Source organism: Saliphagus infecundisoli (assembly GCF_020177375.1).
GTDB classification, from domain to species: domain Archaea; phylum Halobacteriota; class Halobacteria; order Halobacteriales; family Natrialbaceae; genus Saliphagus; species Saliphagus infecundisoli.
This window is the reverse complement of the sequence record NZ_JAIWHV010000009.1, coordinates 78,684-96,625: the sequence shown is the minus strand read 5'-3', so window position 1 is coordinate 96,625 and position 17,942 is coordinate 78,684. Positions and strand designations below refer to the sequence as shown.

Genomic DNA, 17,942 nt, shown 5'->3' with positions numbered 1-17,942 from the left:
ACCGGAAGACGGGAACGGGAGGATCGCGGTATCAGGTGTCCCCTACACCAGCGTCGCGAGCCCGCCGCCGACGATCGCCAGCCCGCCGAGGCCATAACAGATCGCCCAGAACGGGACCCGTTCGACGATCCGGAGCAAGGCGTCGATCGCGGCGTAGCCGACGACGACGCTCGCGACCAGCGCACCGGCGGCCGCGGTCGGCCCGACCGCCGGAAGCCCCCCGGCGTCAACCGCGGTGAGGACGCCCGCACCGATCCCGGCGGGAATCGACAGCAGGAAGGACAGCCGGAACGCCGAGGGGCCGTCGTACCCCCGGAAGAGCAGGCCGCTGGTCGTCGTCCCCGACCGGGACACTCCGGGCAGGATCGAGAACCCCTGGAGCGCCCCGACGAAGACGGCGTCGAGCAGCGTCGGCAGCTCCCGGTCACCGAGCCCGACCGCCGAGGAGGTCTGCTGGAGGATGCCGGTGATCACGAGCAAGACGCCGATGACGGCGACGAACGCCCCGCCGGTCAGCTCGCTGGCGACGTCCATCAGCAGGACGTAGATCGGGATCCCGACGAGCCCGGTCATCGCCGTCGCGACGACGACGAACGTCGTCTCGGCGTTGTTTCCCTCGAAGGCCTCGCGGGGCCGCCAGCCGGGGGCGTCGGCGATCGCCCGCCCGATGTCCTCGCGGTAGTAGACCGCCGCCGACAGCGTCGTTCCCAGCTGCAAGAACAGGGAGAGCTGCACCGCGACCTCGGGCGACTCGCCGGCCAGCGAGAGGAAGATCGAGAGGTTCCCCTGGCTCGAGACGGGCAACCACTCAAGGAGCCCCTGGAGGGCGCCGGCGAGGACCGTGATCAGGAGTTCGCGCCACGACATTCGTTCGGGAAACGACGACGGAACCGCATAAGTGGGACGATACACCGTTCGGACCGGACTCCAACGGGTCGTCCGCATCGGGACAGATATTTAGTGGTCACCCGTAATTGGTAGAGTCGTGAGTACCGTCGAGCGGGAACCGGCGACGCTTTTCGTTCACGACTGGAGTGCCGACAACGTCGTCAACGGCGTCGTCTACGGGCTGTTTGGCATCCACCTGGTGTTGGTCTTTCTCGCACACACGACGGGATCGGTGCTGGCCTGGCAACTGGCCGCCTCCGCGATCCTGCTCGGCGCGGTGCTGGGCTGTCGGCTCGCCGCGGGGACCTACGAGGAGATCGAACAGCTCCAAACGGCCTTTCTCGGGGTACTCGGCTTCACGTTCGTCGTCCTCGGGGTGCTCTACCAGAGCTCCTCGCCGGGCCTCGGGCTCGGGCCGAACCGTCCGTTCGCGGTCACGATCGTCTTTGTCCTCTCCCTTTCGTTCCTGCTGGTCGTCACCGACGCCAGGCGATACACCCTCATCCAGTGGGGAGCGGTCGCCTGTTTCGCCGTTCTCACCGGGGTCTATCTCGCCAACTCCCTCGCGTTCGTTCCCTCGAGCACGCAGTCGCGGTGGCCGCTGTGGGCCGCGATCGTGATGGGGAGCAACCTGTTGGTGATCCCCCGGCTCGTCCCCGAGGAGGTCTTCCTCTGGTTTCTCCCCCGGCTGGCGGCGGTGACGGTCCTGCTCGGGCTGTTCACGTACGTCATCGGCGACTACGCGCTGTGGATCTTCGAGGTCCGCCAGTACTCCTCCGGGCCGACGCCCCAAATCCCGGGCTTCGATCCCGGCGTGACGACGCTACAGTCGGCCTTCCCGAACCCGAACTCCTTCGGGATGGTGACGTTCGCCGGCGTCGTCGCCGCGTTCGTCGAGTTCCATCGCTCGGTCGTCGCGCGCCGGCCGCTCGGCGCGAGCGTCGCCGCCGTCCTGATGGGGCTCTGTGGGCTCGGTCTCTTCCTCTCGAACGCACGCGCGGCGATGCTCGCGGCGGCCGTCGCCGTCGGGATCTACGCCGTCTACGCCGTCGGCGGCCGGCTCACCGTCCCCGTGACGGTCGTCGCCAGCGTCCTCGGAGTCGCCGGCCTGCTCGCGGGGATGTACGTCGGCGTCATCGACATCTCGGCGACCAACCGCTTCGAGCTCTGGTCGGCAAGCCTCGGGGCGATCCGTGACGGTCCCCTGCTCTTTGGCTACGGGAACGGCTCTACGGCCGAGGTGATCGATGCCTACCACACGGAGGATTCCTTCTCCCCGCACAACTCCTACCTCCGAGTGTTCATCCAGGCGGGGTTCGTCGGCGGCCTCGCCTACGCCGGCCTCGTCGTCGGCACCATCGTCGCCGGCATGGTCGACTACCGCGAGGTCGACGTCGCGATGCTCGCGTTCGCGGTCGGCTGGGCCACCCACCAGATGTTCGAGTCCTACACCATGTTTCAGTGGGGGATCGGCTCCGTTCTCGCGGCACTCGTCGTCGGCTATCTCCTCCTCAGGGAGTGATCGGGAAGGGGCCCGGCTTTATGGCCGGTCGTCCCGTCACGCCGGGCGTGATCGAATACTGCCTGAGCAACGTCGGCGAGGAGTCCCGGCAGCGGCTCCGTGCCCGCGAGGACGCCGTCGAGGCGCCCTGTCTCGAGCACTGCGGGATCTGTCGCCGGGAACCGTTCCGCGTCGTCGACGGCGACCTGCTCCGTGGCGACGGCCTCGAGGGACAGGCCGGGACCGCTGGAACGGACGAGAGGTCGAAATGAACGTCCTCCAGATCTCTATCGACAGCCTCCGGCGGGACTTCCTCTCGGCGTACAGCGCGGTTCCGACGGTCGTCGACTACGAGGTCGAGACCGACAACCTGGATCGGTTCGCCGAACGCGCGGCCGTCTTCGACACCCACTACGCCGGGAGCCTCCCCTGTATGCCCGCGCGTCGGGAGTGGACCGCCGGGGTCCAGGAGTTCCTCTGGCGTCCGTGGGGCCCCATCGAACCGTTCGACGAGACGCTCCCATGCCTCGCGCGGGACGCGGGCGCGGTCACACAGTTCATCACCGACCACTTCCACTACTTCCAGCACGGCAGCCACGGCTACTACGAGGACTACAACGGCTTCGAGTTCGTCCGCGGCCACGAGTACGACGCCTGGAAAACGGTCCCGAGAGAGCCCGACGAGCGCCTGCTCAACCAGACTACCGATCCGACGACCGATCCCGCCGACGGCGTCGGCTTTCTCAACCGCGCCCAGTACGCCCGGAATGTCGACGCCCTCGACGAGCGGGCGGAAGCGGACTTTTTCGCCCCGCGAGTGTTCTCGGCGACCGCCGACTGGCTCCGGGACGCGGGCGACTGGGACCAGTGGTTCTGTTACGTCGATAGCTTCGACGTCCACGAGCCGTTTCACCTCCCCGAACCGTACGCCTCGATGTACACCGACGAGGACCCGCGGGACCCAGAGCTCCCGAACTGGCCCTACTACGGCCGGATCGACGCCGGCCAGAGCGAGCTTTCGGATCGGGAACTCGAGTTCGTCCGCTCGCAGTTCGCCGGGAAGGTGACGATGGTCGATCGCTGGTTCGGGGAGGTCCTCGAGGCCATCGAGGGGACCGGCGGCTGGGAGGACACCGCCGTGATCGTCACCGCGGACCACGGCTTCCTGCTCGGCGAGCACGGCTGGATCGCGAAAAACGAGATGCCCGTCTACGACGCGCTGGCGAACACGCCCCTGATGATCCACCACCCCGACGCGGAGCGCTCGGGCGACCGGATCGACCAGCTCACGAGCGCGGTCGACCTCTATGCGACCGTCCTGGACTTTCTCGACGTTCCCGTCCCCGAAGGGACTCACAGCCGGAGTCTCGAGCCGGTACTGGCGGACGCGGAGAACGATCACCGCGAGTGGGCACTGTACGGCTACTGGGGGAGTTCGGTCAACGTCACCGACGGCCGCTACACCTACATGCGCCCGTGTGACCCCGAGGAGCCGACCGACTGCTACTCGACGACGATGATGAACCCCAACTCCTGGTTTACCCCTACCGAACCGAAGACCGACGCCGAGAGCGGTACCTTCCTCCCCTACACGGAGTCGCCGGTCTGGAAGTTCCCCGGCCGGTCGTACGCCCAGCACGACGACGACCGGCTCTACGACACCGAGGCCGACCCTCGCCAGGAGACGAACCTCGCCGGCGAGAGCGGGGAGGAAGACCGAATGCGCGAACTGCTCGTCGACGCCCTGGCGGACCTCGACGCACCCGAGGGCCAGTTCGACCGCCTCGGGCTCGAGCCCTGACCCGACCGGAACCGAACCTCGGGGGTGTAACCCGGCACACACATGCGACGGAGTATAGCCGCCGGGTCACCGAAGGCGTGTATGGGGCAACGCTCGACGACCGCGGGGCGGAATGGTTGAGACGCCGGCCAGCGACGGGCCGCGCGTTCTGATGCGGTGGTCAGTGGGAGAGGGAGACGGTGACGGCCATACCGCTCGTCGGATCAGAGCGCTGCCACACGACGGGACGGAGGGTGCCTGGAAGACGGTCCTCGAGACCCGTCTCCACACGGACCTCTGGATCGAGAACGCCACGATCGGCTACGCGGACTCCCTAGAGGAGATCGGGCCGGTCGAACCGCCCTGTTGACCGTTCGAGCGGCCGGGTAAGAACGGGGGAGACAGAGGCACCACAAGAGCCGCGAGCGACGGATTCCGTGGAGACGCCGACCCGACGATTTCACTTCGTACGTTCTCCGGCCCAAGCAATCGGTTCGACGTTCTCGAGGGAGACTTCCCGGTTCTCGACGTAGTTCGGGCGAAACACGTCTCTGGGATGTAAAGCGTCTACAAACGAATCGTGGTAGAATCAGATGAAATCTGAGGCGAATTCTGTCGGATCTATGCGGCAGTCTGTGAGTCGGAGAGCAAGATGTGCTGAGTGCCGCACAACACCTGGTTTTAGAGGAAGAACGCGAGTCCTGCGGCTTGCCGCAGGCGAGCGACGATGGACGCTCTCATCTCAGCCACCTTGTCGGAGTGATTGACCGACCGCCCGGACGAACGTCCTGGCGGTCACGACCGGCGGCGACCTAATCTTACGGTCTGTCCCGAGCTTCACCAAATAATCGGTGAGTCGCCAGAGATTATACAACAATGCTGCGAACGTGAAGCTGAACAACCGAACACGGTAGTCCTTCGAGGACGTCTTGGGCAGAAACGCCTTCACTGACTTGTACTGGTTCTCAATGTCCCAGCGCCGGCTGTAGCTGTTGGCAACGTGCTTGATCTCGTCGAGAGCGACGTGATCACGATTGGTCACGAACACCGCATAGGCCCCTTCAGCCACCTCGTCAGTCGCTGGAACGTACAGGAACTCCGCTGTGTGGTGGAGTTCGCCATCGATGGCGAACGGAACATCATGCTTGACAGCGGCGTCAACTCCTTCTTTGCTCTTGATTTTCCCGATCGACTCGTAGTCTTCTTCATACTTCGGCACTGGCGTCATGTACACAAGCCCACGGTCGTGGATCGTCGCGTACACTTCGTTGCTGTAGAATCCCCGGTCCAGGAGCACTTCGTCGAGATTGACGTACTGCTGGGCTCTGTCCAGCAGTACGTCAACTATGTCCGCCTTCGAATCAGCCGGAGCATCTTCCGGTTCCCACCCAGAGCGTTCCTTGACCGGCTCGATACCCAGGATGATCGGGACGTCGTTCCCGACGATCGTGATCGTCGCGAACGTATATCCGTACTTGATTTCGCCGTCATCTTTGTACCCGCTCACCATGGGAGGATACTCTGCTTTCGGGATTTTCTCGTCCTTGTCGATCCACGGCCAGACGTGGTAGGGAACGTGTGTGAAATCGACGGCCGCCACGACGTGGCGGTCGTCGAACGGATCCTCGTGACGAATCGTCTGGAGGATGTTTTCGGTCGCTGCATCGAACGACGTCATTACAGCCTCCCGGTACAGTTCGGTGAACGCGACGATATCCTCGATCTGCAACTCCTGAACGGTGCCCGTCACTTCCTCGTCGGTCGGCGTTGCGAACTGCTTGATGACTCGGAGAAACGTTGAGTCATCACAAATCTCGTTCTCCTCGAGGAACCAGCCAGCTTCTCCTTCCGAGTGAGCACTGCCTTGTGTGAGACACGCGTTGGCGAACAGATCGAGGATCTGTTCGTCCTCGTAAACCCTGTTTTCAGCCCTCTCAGAGTCGAACTCGGCGAAGCCGTGTCGGCGAGCGAGTTCGACGACTTTGCTGCCGTGCTCGCGCACATGTGCGCGAGACACTGTTGAATCGGCTTCATCGTTGTCAGCTTCTTCTTCGTCTTCGTCCAGGTCGATTGGAACCAGCGCGTCGGAGATAACGCCATGATCGCGGGCTTCAAGCGCTATTCCCTTCGCAGCGGCTTCTAACGTGGTCTTCGTCTGAGTGCTAAATTGGTTCCAGGCGTATGAGAGGTTCTGCTGAGTCGGCACCTCGTTCAATCCTAACTGCTTCAACAGTGCTGGACGATTCTCAAGGCGATCTGCGACCTCGCTTTGGGCGAGGTCGTAGATCGTCCGGTAGATGTAGACCCGAGCCATCGACTCAGTTCCGAACGTGACCTTGTGCTGTTGGCGGGTGTCGGTCAGTCCATCGATGGGAATCGAGACGTCTCCGAGAACACGCCAGAGGTGATCAGCTGTTTCACAGACTTTCCCGGCGTGGAGGACGATCGCCCCCGCCAAGGCGGGGGCATCGTCGTCAACGGCGGGCGTGATATCAGATTTCATTGGGAGTCATTCCGGTGTAATGAAGGTGATGAAGGGACGCCCCATTAGCGTCCCACCTTGGAACTCACACCGAACGATTATTTTTGCGCGCTCCGTGTTACTCTAAGTATGGTTGAAGAAGGTTCTCTCGCTGAATCACTCCCAGACCGCCCCCTCAAAAATTCTGAGAGAGACGCACTCGAACGGCATGAGCGTATCCAGTCAATAATGCCTCAGGACATAAAATTCGGCTCAGAACACGAGGAGATAATGGATACTGCGATGTTCATTGGCTACGACTGGGTGACAGCCGTGACCTACGAAGCAGGTCACGGCTGGAGAGTGATCTACAAGAGTGAGATGGACGATAATATCCTCGCCGATGGCTATCTGCGAAGCGAGGATCTCTATGATGAGCATCCAATTAGGCAAGGAATGGATGCTATGAACGCTGTCGCATCTGAAGACGAAGAATAAGCAACTCCTCACAACCAGTTCTCTCAGCTTCTCCTAGGACGATAGTGAGAATCATATCAATAGACCGGTGGTTTGTAGAAATCCACATCCCGAACCTGTGGGCGAAACGTCCCGCGTTCGATATAGCGTTCACAGGTTTATTCCGTTCCCCCCGGTGTCGATTACGGGAAACGGTTCCGGGAAGACCCATCACAGGGACCTGCCAGCCGGCTCCGGATACCGGATGAAAAAGCCAAACCCGTAACGCTACAGCCATCTACCCCAAGAGGACATGTCTGGGAGATTTATTTTCATAGATCCTACTGTTTGAAGTCATTAGATGGTGCGTCGAGTGTCCGGTTTCGGATCGGATCAATGCCCAGAGAGCAGCGGCCGAAAATCGTGTCCGCTCGCGGGGTCCATCCCCGTCGACATCAGGGTTCGAGGGGACTCTTCGGCTGTCGAAGCCACACTTATCGGGCGTGTGACGACCTTATCGGGACTATCGGAGCATCGAGATCGGAACCCCCAATCCCTCTGTCATCGATTCCGCCCAGGACCGGACGCTCACTGATCGTGGCCCCACGAGCGAAGCAATATCGGATTTCGGGCGTCATACATATCTTCATTCACATCATCAATTTTAGTATATGATTAGTCAGGTTATTCTGCAAAACCCTGACCGCGTTGCCGTCGGTCCGAGCCGATTTCGGTCATTCGACCGAGGGAAGGATGAAGGCGATCCGACTCGAACACCGAGCCATGTACGATCGGGTCCTGATCGCCGTCGACGGAAGCGAGGAAGCCAAACGCGCGGCGACACACGGCCTCGAGGTCGCGGGCGGCTTCGACGCGACGGTCGACGTCATCCACGTCGTCGACCGGCGGTCGCGTCGGTTCGTGAGAACGAACGCGGAGGGGGAAGATCTCGAGGAACGGAGCGACGCGATCCTCGCCGAGATCGAGGCACTGGCGACGGAGCGCGGCCAGTCGACGACCGCGACGACGGCCACCGGGGTCCCCCAACGGGCGATCGCCGACCACGCCGCAGAAACGAACGCGGACCTGATCGTCGTCGGCAGACAGGGGGCGACGGGCCTCGGAAAGCGACTCCTCGGCGGCGTAACCGAGGGAATCCTCCACCGAAGCGAGATTCCGGTGCTCGTCGTCCCACGGGAGGACTCGGGAGCAGAGATCGGGTACTCGAGCGTGGTCGTGCCGACCGACGGAAGCGAGAACGCGGCCGCCGCCACGCCCCACGGGGTCGAGATCGCACGGCGGTTCGGGTCGGCGATCCACGTCCTGAACGTCGTCGCGCTCCAGTCGACGGGCGGCCCGTTCAACGCCGGTGGCTTAGACGAGGCGTTCATCGAACGTCTCGAGGCCGAAGGCGAGGCAGCCGTCGAGGAGATCGCGACCGGGATCGCCGAGCGGGCGCCGGCGACGGAGGTGACGACCGCGGTCACCCGGTCGTCGTCCTTCCAGGGTGCGTCGGCCGGGATCGGCGAGTACGTCGCCGACAACGCGATCGACCTGATCGTCATGGGATCGCGGGGGCGGTCGAACCTCGAACGCCAGTTGCTCGGCAGCGTGACCTCGTCCGTCCTGCGAACGGTCGACGTTCCCGTACTGATCGTCGATCGCCCCTCGTGAGTGAAAGCGCCGGACCCGGCGGTCGTCGAGAGTCGGGAAACCCCGCCGAAACCCCCCCGAGTGGGCTTCGGGCCCGATCTTCTCCTCGAGCCGCCGGCGGCCGCGATACCAGGCTCCCGAGCAGTGTCTGGGGGCTATCGACCGATGCGTCCGCTCTCCGATCGCGGGCGTCCAAGTGCCGGAGGACGCGACCGCCGGGCCGAACGGCCGACCGACTACGTCTCGTCCTTCGAATCCGGTTCGCGGATGATCGTCACGGAGCCCGGGGAGCGCCGGGCGACCCGTTCCGCGACGCTCCCGAGGAGGAACCGCGCCAGCCCGCGCCGTCCGTGGCTCCCGACGACGACGTGGTCGACGTCGTGGTCCTCCGCGTAGCGGACGATGGCCGAGGACGTCCGCCCGTCCGTCGAGGCCGTCGTTACCGCCACGTCGTACTCCGCGGCGATCGACTCGGCCCGCTCGAGGAGGCGCTCGGCCGACTCCTGGATCTGGTCGTACAGCTCCTCGGAGTAGTAGCCGCCGTCGACTCCGCCGCCGGTCCACTCCCGGGGGTCAGTCACGTGGAGGACGTGGATCTCCGCGTCGGGATACGTCGACAGCGCGTGTCGCAACGCGGCCTCGGCCTGTGGTGATTCGTCGAGGGCGACCAGTATGCGAGACGCCATGCGCGTTCGTCGACGACCAGTCGTATAGTATCGCCGGGTCGAACCCCCCACAGCGAGACCGATCGGAACGAGACGGATATCGACGAGACCCCGGCGTCGCCCGACGGCCCGTCCCACGGCTCCCCACGGGTCGGAGACGCCGACTCCGGCCATCGTTTCGGTGCGTCAATCGTTCGTTTCTCCTCGGACCCACCGGTTCAGTAGCGGCAGTCCGCCGTTCCGTAACGATATTCGTGACTGCCCTATGGGCGTAATGAGCAACTAATAGCTCGATGCCGGCGCCCCCGAGACGGTCGAGAACGGAAACCGACGGCCGGATGCGGGGGAGGTGGTCGTCCGCCGGGCCATGGAAGTCTCGAGGACGGATAGTACACGGCCGGTGGGAAAAACCATTAAGGTCCCGTTCGGTGTCGGACGCCTGCATGCGAGAGACAGACAGCGGACTCGACCGGCGGAGCGTGCTCCGGGGACTCGGCGCGGCCGGGGTAGCAGGAATCGGGGTAACGGGGACCGCGAGCGCCCAGGAGGCGCTGACGGTCACCGGCGTCTGGACCGGCGGCGAGGAGGAGGACTTCCTCGCGGTCGTCGACTACGTCAGCGAGGAGACCGGCCTCGACATCGTCTACCAGCCACGGACGACGGAGGCGATCCTGACCGGGACGCTCATTGACTACGAGGGCGGTGTCGCGCCCGCGGACATCGTCGTGATGCCCTCGCCCGCGCGGGTCCAGTCCGACGCGGCGGCGGGCCACCTCGCCGAACTCGGGGATACGTGGAACCCCGAGAACTTCGCGCCCGACGGAGAGCAGGTGACCGCCGACGGGGCTGTGTACGCCGCCCCGTTCAAGATGGACCTGAAACCGGGCTTCTGGTACCGACCCTCCTTTTTCGAGGAACACGGGCTGGAGGAACCCGACGACTACGACGCGTTCCTGGACCTCCTCGAGGAGATCAACGGGATCGAGGGCGTCGAGGCACCGCTGGCCTCCGGCAACGGCGACGGCTGGCCGTTGAGCGACGTGACCGAGGGGTTCATCCTCCGCCAGGAGGACGGCGCCACGCTCCAGCAGGAGCTCATCGCGGGCGAGACGTCGATGACCGACGACCGCGTCGTGACCGCCTTCGAGGAGATCCAGTCGTTGCTCCAGGAAGGCTACTTCAGTGCGGTTCGAGACTTCGGGGTCCAGTACGAGTACTTCTGGGCGAACGAGACGCCGCTGTACTTCATGGGGTCGTGGACACCGGGGTTCGAGGCGATCCAGGACCCCGAGGATCTGGATGTGTTCATGGTCCCCGGCGCCGAGTCGATGGTCGCCGCCGAGAACTGGTTTACCGTCCCGTCGTACTCCTCGAACGTCGAGGCGGCGACGACGGCCGTCGAAACCTTCGTCTCGGCGGAGGGCCAGCAGGTCTGGGCCGAACGCGGCGGCTTCATCGCCTCGAACACCGAGGTGCCGGAGGACGCCTACGAACTCGAGATCATGCGCGAGCTCGCGACGCTGTCCGGCGAGATCGAGCTCGTGCCCGACCTCGACGATACGCTGGGTGATCCGTTCCAGTCGTCGTTCTGGGCCCAGCTCACAGGCCTCTGGGCCGATCCCGACCAGGAGATCGGCGGGATCCTCGAGACGCTCGACCAGTCGTTGACCGAGACCGTCGACGGCGGCGGGTAGCGTGGCCCGGCCCCCGGACGACTCGGGCGTCGTCGGTTCGCTCGTCGTCGTCGGCCAGGAACTCCGGCGGCGCAACGCGAGCACCGTCGCCGTTGATCTCCTCTATCTCTTTACGATCGCCTTTCTCGCGACGCTCGCGCTCCGGGGGTTCTGGCCGGCGGCGATCGCGGCCCTCCCGCTTGCCTCGTTTCTCTACTTCGCGTGGCACGCCTCGCGGCCCTTCTTCGTCGCGAACGTCGGGGCGATCGTTTTCGCGGTCGTCGCGACCGAGTGGAACCTGCTGCCGCTGTGATCGGCTTCCAGTGAGGGTGTGACCGGCATGTTCTCTACAGCGGGTGAACCGTCGGTATGGACAGTCGGTCCGTCGGGCGTGTCTCAGTGGTGGCTGGAAACACCAACGCATCCGCCTCCCGGAGCGTGAACTCGAGGTCAGTCTGTGACAGCGGCGACCATCCCGCGTTTGTAGTAGCGCTCGAGGAGCATGAACAGAATTACGGGCACCGCGAGCGTCATCACGGAGCCGGCCGCGACGAGTCCCCACTGGACCTGGAGACGCCCTCTCATCAACGGCAGGACCTGTGGAGCGAGGTAGAGGTCGGGCGAGCGCATGAAGACGAGCGGGAAGAAAAAGGCGTTCCAAACCCACGTAAACTGGATGACGGCGACGGAGACGAGCGCGGGCGCCGACAGCGGGAGGATGATCGTCCGGAAGATCTGGTAGCGCGAGGCGCCGTCGATCCGAGCGGCCTCCTCTAGTTCCTCGGGGATTCCCAACAGGTAGTTTCGCAAGAAGAGGACGACCCAGCCCAATCCCCAACCGACGTGGACCAGGACGAGGCCCATGTAGCTGTCGAAGAGGCCGATATTGCGGAGCGTGTTGTAGTTGCCCATCGCGACCAGCTCCGGAGGAGCGGCCATCACCAGCAAGATCAGGAAGAACAGCGCCGTCTTCAACGGGAACTCGAAGCGCGCGAACGGGTAGGCAGCCATCGCGCCGAGCAACAGGACGACCAGCACCGAGGGAACCGTGACGACGAACGTGTTGAGCAGCGCCCGCCCCATCGGCGCCGTGCTGTACGACCACGCCTGCCGGTAGTTCTCGAGAGTAAAGGTCATCCTCTCTACGTTCCACCAGCCCTGGAGGATCTCGCTCAGGGGCCGAACGGACGCCATGAACAGCCCGAGAAAGGGGACGATCCAGAGGAGCGCGACCCCGATCGCCAGGACGTACTTGAGCAGCCTGGGCAGCGTCGGCACGGCTTCAGTGAGCCGGGTCCGCCACTCCGTCTCCCGGCTCGGGGCGGTTTCGGGGATCGCGTCGGCCGGGAGGTAGCGGCCGGCGTCGGTCCGTTGTTCGGGCGCGGTCTCGGTCGAAGTACGAGTGTCTCTCGTCATGGCTCAGTTCATCCGCGCGATGTAGAGCGCGAGCGGGGCGACGATCAGCAGTTGGACGAGCGCGACCACCATCGCCTTCCCGTAGTCGATCGGCGCCTCGAAGGCGGCCCGGTAGACCTCGATTCCCAGGACGGAGTAGACGTGGCCCGGCCCGCCGGCAGAGCCCCCGGCGGCGTAGACGATGTCGAAGACGCGCATCACCCAGATGATCCCCATGATGACGACGACGGCGGTCACGGGTCTGACGAGCGGCCAGATGATGTCCCGAAACCGACGATAGGGACCGGCGCCGTCGACCTTGGCGGACTCGATCAGGGAGGGGTCGATTGCCGACAGCGCCGAGCTGTACAGCAGCATGCTGAACCCGGTCTGGACCCAGATCCCGCCGGCGATGAGTGCAAAGATGGCGAGCTGGGGGGCCTGAGTCCAGTTGCGGACGAGTCCCTCGGCGCCGACCGCCCGGAGCACGGCGTTGAACACGCCGGCCTGCGGGTCGTAGACGAACAGGAGGACGAGCCCGATGACGATCGTCGGGACCGTAAAACCCAGAAACACCATCGATCGGAGGATCCGCCGGCCCGTCAGGTCGGCGAAAAGAAGCGCCAACCCGAGGCCCAACAACGTGCTCACCGGTACGTGGATCACCACCCACAGCAGGTTCTGGGCGAGCGCGCCCATCGGAAACTGCATCTCGGTAATGTTCGTCCAGTTGATAAACAGCGGGTCTCGGAACGTCCGTATCCAGTTGTCGAGTCCTGTGAACTGCCCGATCGTGAACCCCTCCCAGGAGAAGACGCTCCCGACCGCCGAATACGCGATCGGGCCGACCGAGAAGATCGCGAACAGCGTCAGTCCCGGCACCAGAAACATCGCCAACACGACGGCCTTCTCGCGGTCGATACCCCGTGCTTCCTCGGGGGCGGGCCGGTAGTCGCCGATATGATCTCGGAGGCTCATGTGGGGGCGATCAGCTCGCCGTTCTCGTCGTAGAGGTAGGCGTCGTCGTCCTCGAAGGTGAGGAAGACCCGATCCTCGCGTTCGAGGTCAGTGTCGGCCACCTTCGCGCTCACGACCCGACCTCCTACCGTGACATTGACGAGGACGTACTCGCCCATCGGTTCGACGGTGTCGACGACGCCCTCGATCGCGTTTCCGGCCGGCGGCGGCTCGGCCGACACCGAGAGATCCTCCGGGCGGACGCCGAGCGAGACGGTTCCGTCCCCGTTTCCGGGCGCTCCCGGGAATCGGACGGTGCCGGCCTCGGCCAGATCGACCGAGCCGTTCCGCCGGGTGCCGTCCATCAGGTTCATCGGCGGCGAGCCGATGAAGCGCGCGACCCAGCCCGTCCGCGGACGGTCGTAGAGCTCTCCGGGCGGCGCGATCTGGCGGATCGTCCCCCGGTTCATGACGACGACGGTGTCGGCCATCGCCATCGCCTCCTCCTGGTTGTGGGTCACGTAGACCGTCGTGATCGCGAGCTCGTTCTGGAGGCGCTTGAGTTCGCTTCGCATCTCCTGGCGGAGTTTGGCGTCGAGATTCGACAGCGGTTCGTCGAGCAAGAATACGGAGGGCTGGCGAACGATCGCGCGTGCGAGAGCCACCCGCTGGCGCTGTCCGCCCGAAAGCTCCGCCGGGGACTTCCCGACCTGGTCCTCGATGTGGAGCAGGCGGGTGACCTCCTCGAGTCGGTCGTCGCGATCGTCGGGCGGGATACCCCGCACCTTGAGCGGGTACTCGATGTTGCCCGCGACGGTCATGTGCGGGTACAGCGCGTAGTTCTGGAAGACCATCGCGACGTTCCGGTCGCTCGGCGAGCGGTCGTCGACGCGCTCGCCGTCGAAGTAGATCGCCCCCTCCGAGGGCCGTTCGAGGCCCGCGATCAGCCGGAGCGCGGTCGTCTTGCCACAGCCCGAGGGACCGAGCAACACCACGAACTCCCCGTCTGCGACCTCGAGATCGAGCCGGTAGTTCGCGACGGTGTTCCCGGCGTCGAAGTACTTGCTCACGCCCTCCATCGAGATCGCGGTCATCCCCGGTACCGTATGACGGACTGGCCCATTAATCCCGGTTGCACAGCCATCGTCACTGATAGATTTCGCGTTCAGTCTGCGAGATCGCGCCGCTCGAAGTACTCGCCGGCGAGTACGACGAGGACGACGGTGGCGGCGATGAGTACCGAGAGGTCGCCCCACGCGATCTCGCCGTTGGCGAGGATCGCGCCGGGATCGAAATACCGCGAGGGGGCGGCGTCACCGAGCCAGTCGTACTCCGTGTCGAAGGTAAAGGTGTCGAGCAGGAAAGCACCGAAGACCGTTCCCGCGCCGATCGTCTGTGCCCGGCGGACCGACCCGGTCGTGACCGACGCACACAGCCCCACGGCTGCACACGCGAGGAGGTAGACCACCCCGAAGGCGTGGACGGCGAACAGGTCGGTCGCGTCGACCGACTCCCCGACAAGCGAGACGCCGACGTACACCCCGAGGAACGTGACGGCGTTGACGACGACGACGACCGGAACCAGCGAGAGGAACTTCCCGACGACGAAGCGGGCCCGCGTGACCGGAAGCGACAGCGTCATTTCGGCGGTTCCGCGTTCGACCTCTCCTGCGACGACCGAGGCGGCGGCGTAGGCGGCGTAGATGGCGAGCAACAGCACCCACCCGAACTGGTAGAGCTGTGAGACGAGGTAGCCCTCGATCGTCGTGATCGTCGTCACGTTCCCGACGAACGCCCGCGTCGCCTCCGGCGGGAGCGACTCGAGGTAGGCGTCGAAGTCGACCCCGGCCTCCTGAATCGACGGGAACAGCCCGACCGTGAGCGCGATCAGGGCGAGCAACGCCGCCGAGAGGAGCGCGGTTCCGCGGACCCGCCGGCCGGTCTCGAAGGAGGTGATCTCGAGCATTCGATCCCCGTGGTCCCGACGCGGACCCGTTGCTTATAGGGCGTGGGTGTCGGAGGCCCCGGCGCCCGGTAACCGAGGTCTACAGGGCGAAACGGTCGGCGTCGTTTATCCTCTATCCCTTCCTCCTCGGCGAGGATGTGGCCCAGCGGAGCGCCTCGGGGGGACCGACCGCCCCCCTCGAGGAGGGGAGTGATCGCCGTCCTGGTGCTCGTCCTCGCCGTCGGAACGATCGCCGGCGCCGCCGGTTCCGAACTCGCCCCCGCGGGACCCGCTGACGCCCGCCAGGACGACCCCGAGGAACCGCCCGATCCGTCCGAGAACGAAAGCGAGGGCACCGCCGAAGCGGACAACGGGACGACCGCGGACGGCACCGAGGACGATGATCAGGTGGATCCGGGCGAGCAAACGGATCCGTCGGGTCCGACCGAACCGGTCGTTCCGCTCGAGCCCGAAGAAAGGGCCCCTATTCCGGGGGAGAGGAGAGAGGACGGATCACCGATTCCGGCGTTCGGCCCCGATGAGAACCTGACCGTCTCGCTGGCCGACAACCACACCATCCCCGCCGACGGGGTCGCGACGGCAACCCTCGAGGTGCGAAACACCGACGACGACGAGGTAACCGACATCGTCGTCGAACTTCGGTCGATGGATCCGTCGGTGTTCTTCGGCTCGCCCGCCGAGCCCCTGGCAACGCGAACGCGCTACGTAGGGAACCTTTCGGCCGGCGAGACGACCGCCGTGGGGGTCGACATCGGCGCCGCGGACGTCGAGCCGGGGTCGTATCCCGTCCTCGCGACCCTCCAGTACGAAATGGGTGACGGCGACGCGACCGCCGTCGCAGGCGGCCCCCGTCCCTTGAGCGTCGAAGTCCGCGAGGGACTCGAGTTCGAACTCGCGACGACCAACGACAGCGTCCCCGTCGACGCCAGTGCGACCTACGAGGTCACCGTCCGGAACGACGGCGAGGAGACGGCGACGGACGTCGTCGCGACGATCGAGACCGCGCCGCCGGTGTCGAGCGGGCCCGCGGCAGCCGCCGTCGGCACCCTCGAGCCGGGCGAGTCCGGGTCGGCGCGCTTCCCGATCGAGACCGACGAGGATGCGGTCGAGACGACCGGGAGCGCCTCGGTCTCGCTTACGTACACCACGGAATCTGGCGACCGGATCACCGCCGAGCCGACCCCCGTCGCAGTGCGGATCGTCGAGGAAGAGGACGGCGGGGCCGAGTCCCTCGCACCGTTCGTCGCCGTCGGAGCCGTCCTCGCGCTCGCGGCGGTCTGGTGGTGGCGCAGGCGGTGACCGGTCGTTCGCTCGTCACGCGGGTTCCCCGCCCTCGTAGAAGTGCATGAACACGTCCTCGAGGGAGGCCTCGCGGACCTCCAGGTCGAGGACGGTATACTCGTCGAGCCGATCGATCAGGGCGTCGAACTCCCGGGAGAACACGAGGTGGTAGCCCTCCGGCGTGCGCTCGACGCTCGTCGTCCCGGGCGTCTCGAGGGCCGACGGCGGCGGGGATTCGGCCAGCGAGACAGTGACGACCGTCCCGCTCTCGGCGAGGACGTCCGAGATGGCGTCGAGCGCGATCAACTCGCCGTCCCTGATGATCCCGACGCGATCGCAGACCCGGCGGACCTCGCTCAAGACGTGCGAGGAGAAGAAGCTCGTCTTCCCGCGCCCCCGGCGGGCCTCGAGGAACTCGTAGAACTCGTTCTGGACGAGCGGGTCCAGGCCCGCGGTCGGCTCGTCCATGATCGCGAGGTCGGGGTCGTGCATGAACGCCGCTACGATGGCGAGTTTCTGTCTGTTCCCGCTGGAGTAGGCGTCGACGGGGCGATCGATCGGGACCGGGAACCGCTCGAGGAGTTCCTCGCGGCGGTCGTCGCCGCGCAGGCGACCGAAGTACGCGAGGACCTCCCGACCCGTGGCCCGCTCGTAGAACGTGACGTCGCTGGGCAGGTAACCGACCCGTCGCTTTGCCTCCCGGAGCTCCCCCCTGTCGGTCACGTCCCGGCCGAGTAGATATGCGTCCCCGCCGGTCGGCCGGAGGAACCCGAGGAGGATTCGGATCAGCGTCGACTTTCCGGCGCCGTTCGGGCCGAGAAAGCCGAAGATCTCGCCGCGCTCGATCGCGAGCGTGAGGTCCTCGACACCGCGGACGTCCCCGTAGTACTTCGTCAGCGCCGCGGTCTCGATCGGGGGCGGGCCGGCCATATGCGGGCCGTCCACGGGAGCTATCTTAACGATGGTCGGGATCCCCTGCGTGAATCCGTTCGGTCGTGGGGACTGCCACCGCGCCCTGAACAAGGGTTATGGGCGGGAGGGTGGTACGAGCCCTGCCATGCCAGCAGTCAAAGTCATCCGCGTGATGGGAACGTCAGAAGAGTCGTGGGAAGAAGCGGCCCAGGAGGCGTTCGCCGAGGCGAGCCAGACGATCGACGACATCTCCGGGCTCAACGTCGAGCGATGGACCGCCAATGTCGAGGACGGCGAGATCGTCGAGTACAAGGCGACGACCGAGATCGCGTTCCCGGTCGACCACTGAGGGAG

Annotated in this window: 18 protein-coding genes; 10 read left to right on the top strand and 8 right to left on the bottom strand. The window is 65.3% G+C overall.

Annotated features, from left to right (window positions below; translation table 11 throughout):
• Positions 1–42: 42 nt before the first annotated feature.
• A complete protein-coding gene (locus LCF40_RS12770; protein ID WP_224828726.1) occupies positions 43–867 on the bottom strand; it encodes an undecaprenyl-diphosphate phosphatase in 825 nt (274 codons plus the stop codon).
• Positions 868–985: 118 nt separating this feature from the next.
• Here LCF40_RS12770 and LCF40_RS12765 point away from each other — a divergent pair, with 118 nt between their 5' ends.
• From LCF40_RS12765 to LCF40_RS12750, 4 genes are all read left to right on the top strand, one after another.
• Entirely contained in the window at positions 986–2,410 is a 1,425-nt protein-coding gene (locus LCF40_RS12765; protein ID WP_224828725.1) for an O-antigen ligase family protein, read from the top strand.
• A gap of 47 nt (positions 2,411–2,457) precedes the next feature.
• Positions 2,458–2,661: a DUF1450 domain-containing protein gene (locus LCF40_RS12760; protein ID WP_224828724.1), complete on the top strand. Its 204-nt coding sequence runs from the start codon at positions 2,458–2,460 to the stop codon at positions 2,659–2,661.
• Positions 2,658–4,190, top strand: a complete 1,533-nt coding sequence (locus LCF40_RS12755) for a sulfatase family protein (protein ID WP_224828723.1) — start codon at positions 2,658–2,660, stop codon at positions 4,188–4,190. The genes LCF40_RS12760 and LCF40_RS12755 overlap by 4 nt, the downstream gene beginning before the upstream one ends.
• Positions 4,191–4,353: 163 nt before the next feature.
• Complete coding sequence (locus tag LCF40_RS12750; protein ID WP_224828722.1) at positions 4,354–4,539, top strand: hypothetical protein; 186 nt, start codon at positions 4,354–4,356, stop codon at positions 4,537–4,539.
• Positions 4,540–4,911: 372 nt separating this feature from the next.
• Here LCF40_RS12750 and LCF40_RS12745 read toward each other — a convergent pair whose 3' ends face one another.
• A complete protein-coding gene (locus tag LCF40_RS12745) occupies positions 4,912–6,672 on the bottom strand; it encodes a transposase (protein ID WP_224828721.1) in 1,761 nt (586 codons plus the stop codon).
• A 108-nt stretch (positions 6,673–6,780) separates the two neighbouring features.
• Between LCF40_RS12745 and LCF40_RS12740 the strand changes: the two genes are divergently transcribed.
• Positions 6,781–7,128, top strand: a complete 348-nt coding sequence (locus LCF40_RS12740) for a DUF7964 domain-containing protein (protein WP_224828720.1) — start codon at positions 6,781–6,783, stop codon at positions 7,126–7,128.
• Positions 7,129–7,869: 741 nt separating this feature from the next.
• Positions 7,870–8,760, top strand: coding sequence for a universal stress protein (locus LCF40_RS12735; protein ID WP_224828719.1), 891 nt, complete (start codon positions 7,870–7,872; stop codon positions 8,758–8,760).
• 215 nt (positions 8,761–8,975) lie between these two features.
• On the opposite strand, the gene LCF40_RS12730 is transcribed toward LCF40_RS12735, so the two are convergent.
• Positions 8,976–9,425, bottom strand: coding sequence for a universal stress protein (locus tag LCF40_RS12730; RefSeq protein ID WP_224828718.1), 450 nt, complete (start codon positions 9,423–9,425; stop codon positions 8,976–8,978).
• A 422-nt stretch (positions 9,426–9,847) separates the two neighbouring features.
• Here LCF40_RS12730 and LCF40_RS12725 point away from each other — a divergent pair, with 422 nt between their 5' ends.
• Both LCF40_RS12725 and LCF40_RS12720 read left to right on the top strand, forming a co-directional pair.
• A complete protein-coding gene (locus LCF40_RS12725; RefSeq protein ID WP_224828717.1) occupies positions 9,848–11,098 on the top strand; it encodes an ABC transporter substrate-binding protein in 1,251 nt (416 codons plus the stop codon).
• Between the two features lies 1 nt (position 11,099).
• The gene (locus LCF40_RS12720) at positions 11,100–11,390 is read left to right on the top strand and encodes a hypothetical protein (protein WP_224828716.1); all 291 of its coding nucleotides are present in this window, start codon (positions 11,100–11,102) and stop codon (positions 11,388–11,390) included.
• A 137-nt stretch (positions 11,391–11,527) separates the two neighbouring features.
• Here LCF40_RS12720 and LCF40_RS12715 read toward each other — a convergent pair whose 3' ends face one another.
• From LCF40_RS12715 to LCF40_RS12700, 4 genes are all read right to left on the bottom strand, one after another.
• Complete coding sequence (locus tag LCF40_RS12715) at positions 11,528–12,493, bottom strand: carbohydrate ABC transporter permease (RefSeq protein WP_224828715.1); 966 nt, start codon at positions 12,491–12,493, stop codon at positions 11,528–11,530.
• A 3-nt stretch (positions 12,494–12,496) separates the two neighbouring features.
• Complete coding sequence (locus LCF40_RS12710; RefSeq protein WP_224828714.1) at positions 12,497–13,450, bottom strand: carbohydrate ABC transporter permease; 954 nt, start codon at positions 13,448–13,450, stop codon at positions 12,497–12,499.
• Positions 13,447–14,508, bottom strand: a complete 1,062-nt coding sequence (locus LCF40_RS12705) for an ABC transporter ATP-binding protein (protein ID WP_224828736.1) — start codon at positions 14,506–14,508, stop codon at positions 13,447–13,449. Before LCF40_RS12705 ends, LCF40_RS12710 begins: the two co-directional genes overlap by 4 nt.
• A gap of 86 nt (positions 14,509–14,594) precedes the next feature.
• A complete protein-coding gene (locus LCF40_RS12700) occupies positions 14,595–15,395 on the bottom strand; it encodes an ABC transporter permease (RefSeq protein ID WP_224828713.1) in 801 nt (266 codons plus the stop codon).
• A gap of 189 nt (positions 15,396–15,584) precedes the next feature.
• Here LCF40_RS12700 and LCF40_RS12695 point away from each other — a divergent pair, with 189 nt between their 5' ends.
• Complete coding sequence (locus tag LCF40_RS12695) at positions 15,585–16,694, top strand: COG1361 S-layer family protein (protein WP_224828712.1); 1,110 nt, start codon at positions 15,585–15,587, stop codon at positions 16,692–16,694.
• Positions 16,695–16,709: 15 nt separating this feature from the next.
• Here LCF40_RS12695 and LCF40_RS12690 read toward each other — a convergent pair whose 3' ends face one another.
• Positions 16,710–17,606, bottom strand: coding sequence for an ABC transporter ATP-binding protein (locus LCF40_RS12690; protein WP_224828711.1), 897 nt, complete (start codon positions 17,604–17,606; stop codon positions 16,710–16,712).
• Positions 17,607–17,733: 127 nt separating this feature from the next.
• On the opposite strand from LCF40_RS12690, the gene LCF40_RS12685 reads away from it, so the two are divergent.
• Positions 17,734–17,937 carry a dodecin family protein gene (locus LCF40_RS12685; protein WP_224828710.1) on the top strand — a complete coding sequence of 68 codons (204 nt, stop codon included), beginning with the start codon at positions 17,734–17,736 and terminating at the stop codon, positions 17,935–17,937.
• The last annotated feature ends 5 nt before the right edge of the window (positions 17,938–17,942 follow it).

What these genes read in the sequence shown, in the direction of transcription:
- LCF40_RS12770 (WP_224828726.1), bottom strand. Translation starts at nt 867, where the DNA reads ATGTCGTGGCGCGAACTCCTGATCACGGTCCTCGCCGGCGCCCTCCAG.
- LCF40_RS12755 (WP_224828723.1), top strand. Translation starts at nt 2,658, where the DNA reads ATGAACGTCCTCCAGATCTCTATCGACAGCCTCCGGCGGGACTTCCTC.
- LCF40_RS12745 (WP_224828721.1), bottom strand. Translation starts at nt 6,672, where the DNA reads ATGAAATCTGATATCACGCCCGCCGTTGACGACGATGCCCCCGCCTTG.
- LCF40_RS12740 (WP_224828720.1), top strand. Translation starts at nt 6,781, where the DNA reads ATGGTTGAAGAAGGTTCTCTCGCTGAATCACTCCCAGACCGCCCCCTC.
- LCF40_RS12735 (WP_224828719.1), top strand. Translation starts at nt 7,870, where the DNA reads ATGTACGATCGGGTCCTGATCGCCGTCGACGGAAGCGAGGAAGCCAAA.
- LCF40_RS12730 (WP_224828718.1), bottom strand. Translation starts at nt 9,425, where the DNA reads ATGGCGTCTCGCATACTGGTCGCCCTCGACGAATCACCACAGGCCGAG.
- LCF40_RS12725 (WP_224828717.1), top strand. Translation starts at nt 9,848, where the DNA reads ATGCGAGAGACAGACAGCGGACTCGACCGGCGGAGCGTGCTCCGGGGA.
- LCF40_RS12715 (WP_224828715.1), bottom strand. Translation starts at nt 12,493, where the DNA reads ATGACGAGAGACACTCGTACTTCGACCGAGACCGCGCCCGAACAACGG.
- LCF40_RS12710 (WP_224828714.1), bottom strand. Translation starts at nt 13,450, where the DNA reads ATGAGCCTCCGAGATCATATCGGCGACTACCGGCCCGCCCCCGAGGAA.
- LCF40_RS12705 (WP_224828736.1), bottom strand. Translation starts at nt 14,508, where the DNA reads ATGGAGGGCGTGAGCAAGTACTTCGACGCCGGGAACACCGTCGCGAAC.
- LCF40_RS12700 (WP_224828713.1), bottom strand. Translation starts at nt 15,395, where the DNA reads ATGCTCGAGATCACCTCCTTCGAGACCGGCCGGCGGGTCCGCGGAACC.
- LCF40_RS12690 (WP_224828711.1), bottom strand. Translation starts at nt 17,606, where the DNA reads ATGGCCGGCCCGCCCCCGATCGAGACCGCGGCGCTGACGAAGTACTAC.
- LCF40_RS12685 (WP_224828710.1), top strand. Translation starts at nt 17,734, where the DNA reads ATGCCAGCAGTCAAAGTCATCCGCGTGATGGGAACGTCAGAAGAGTCG.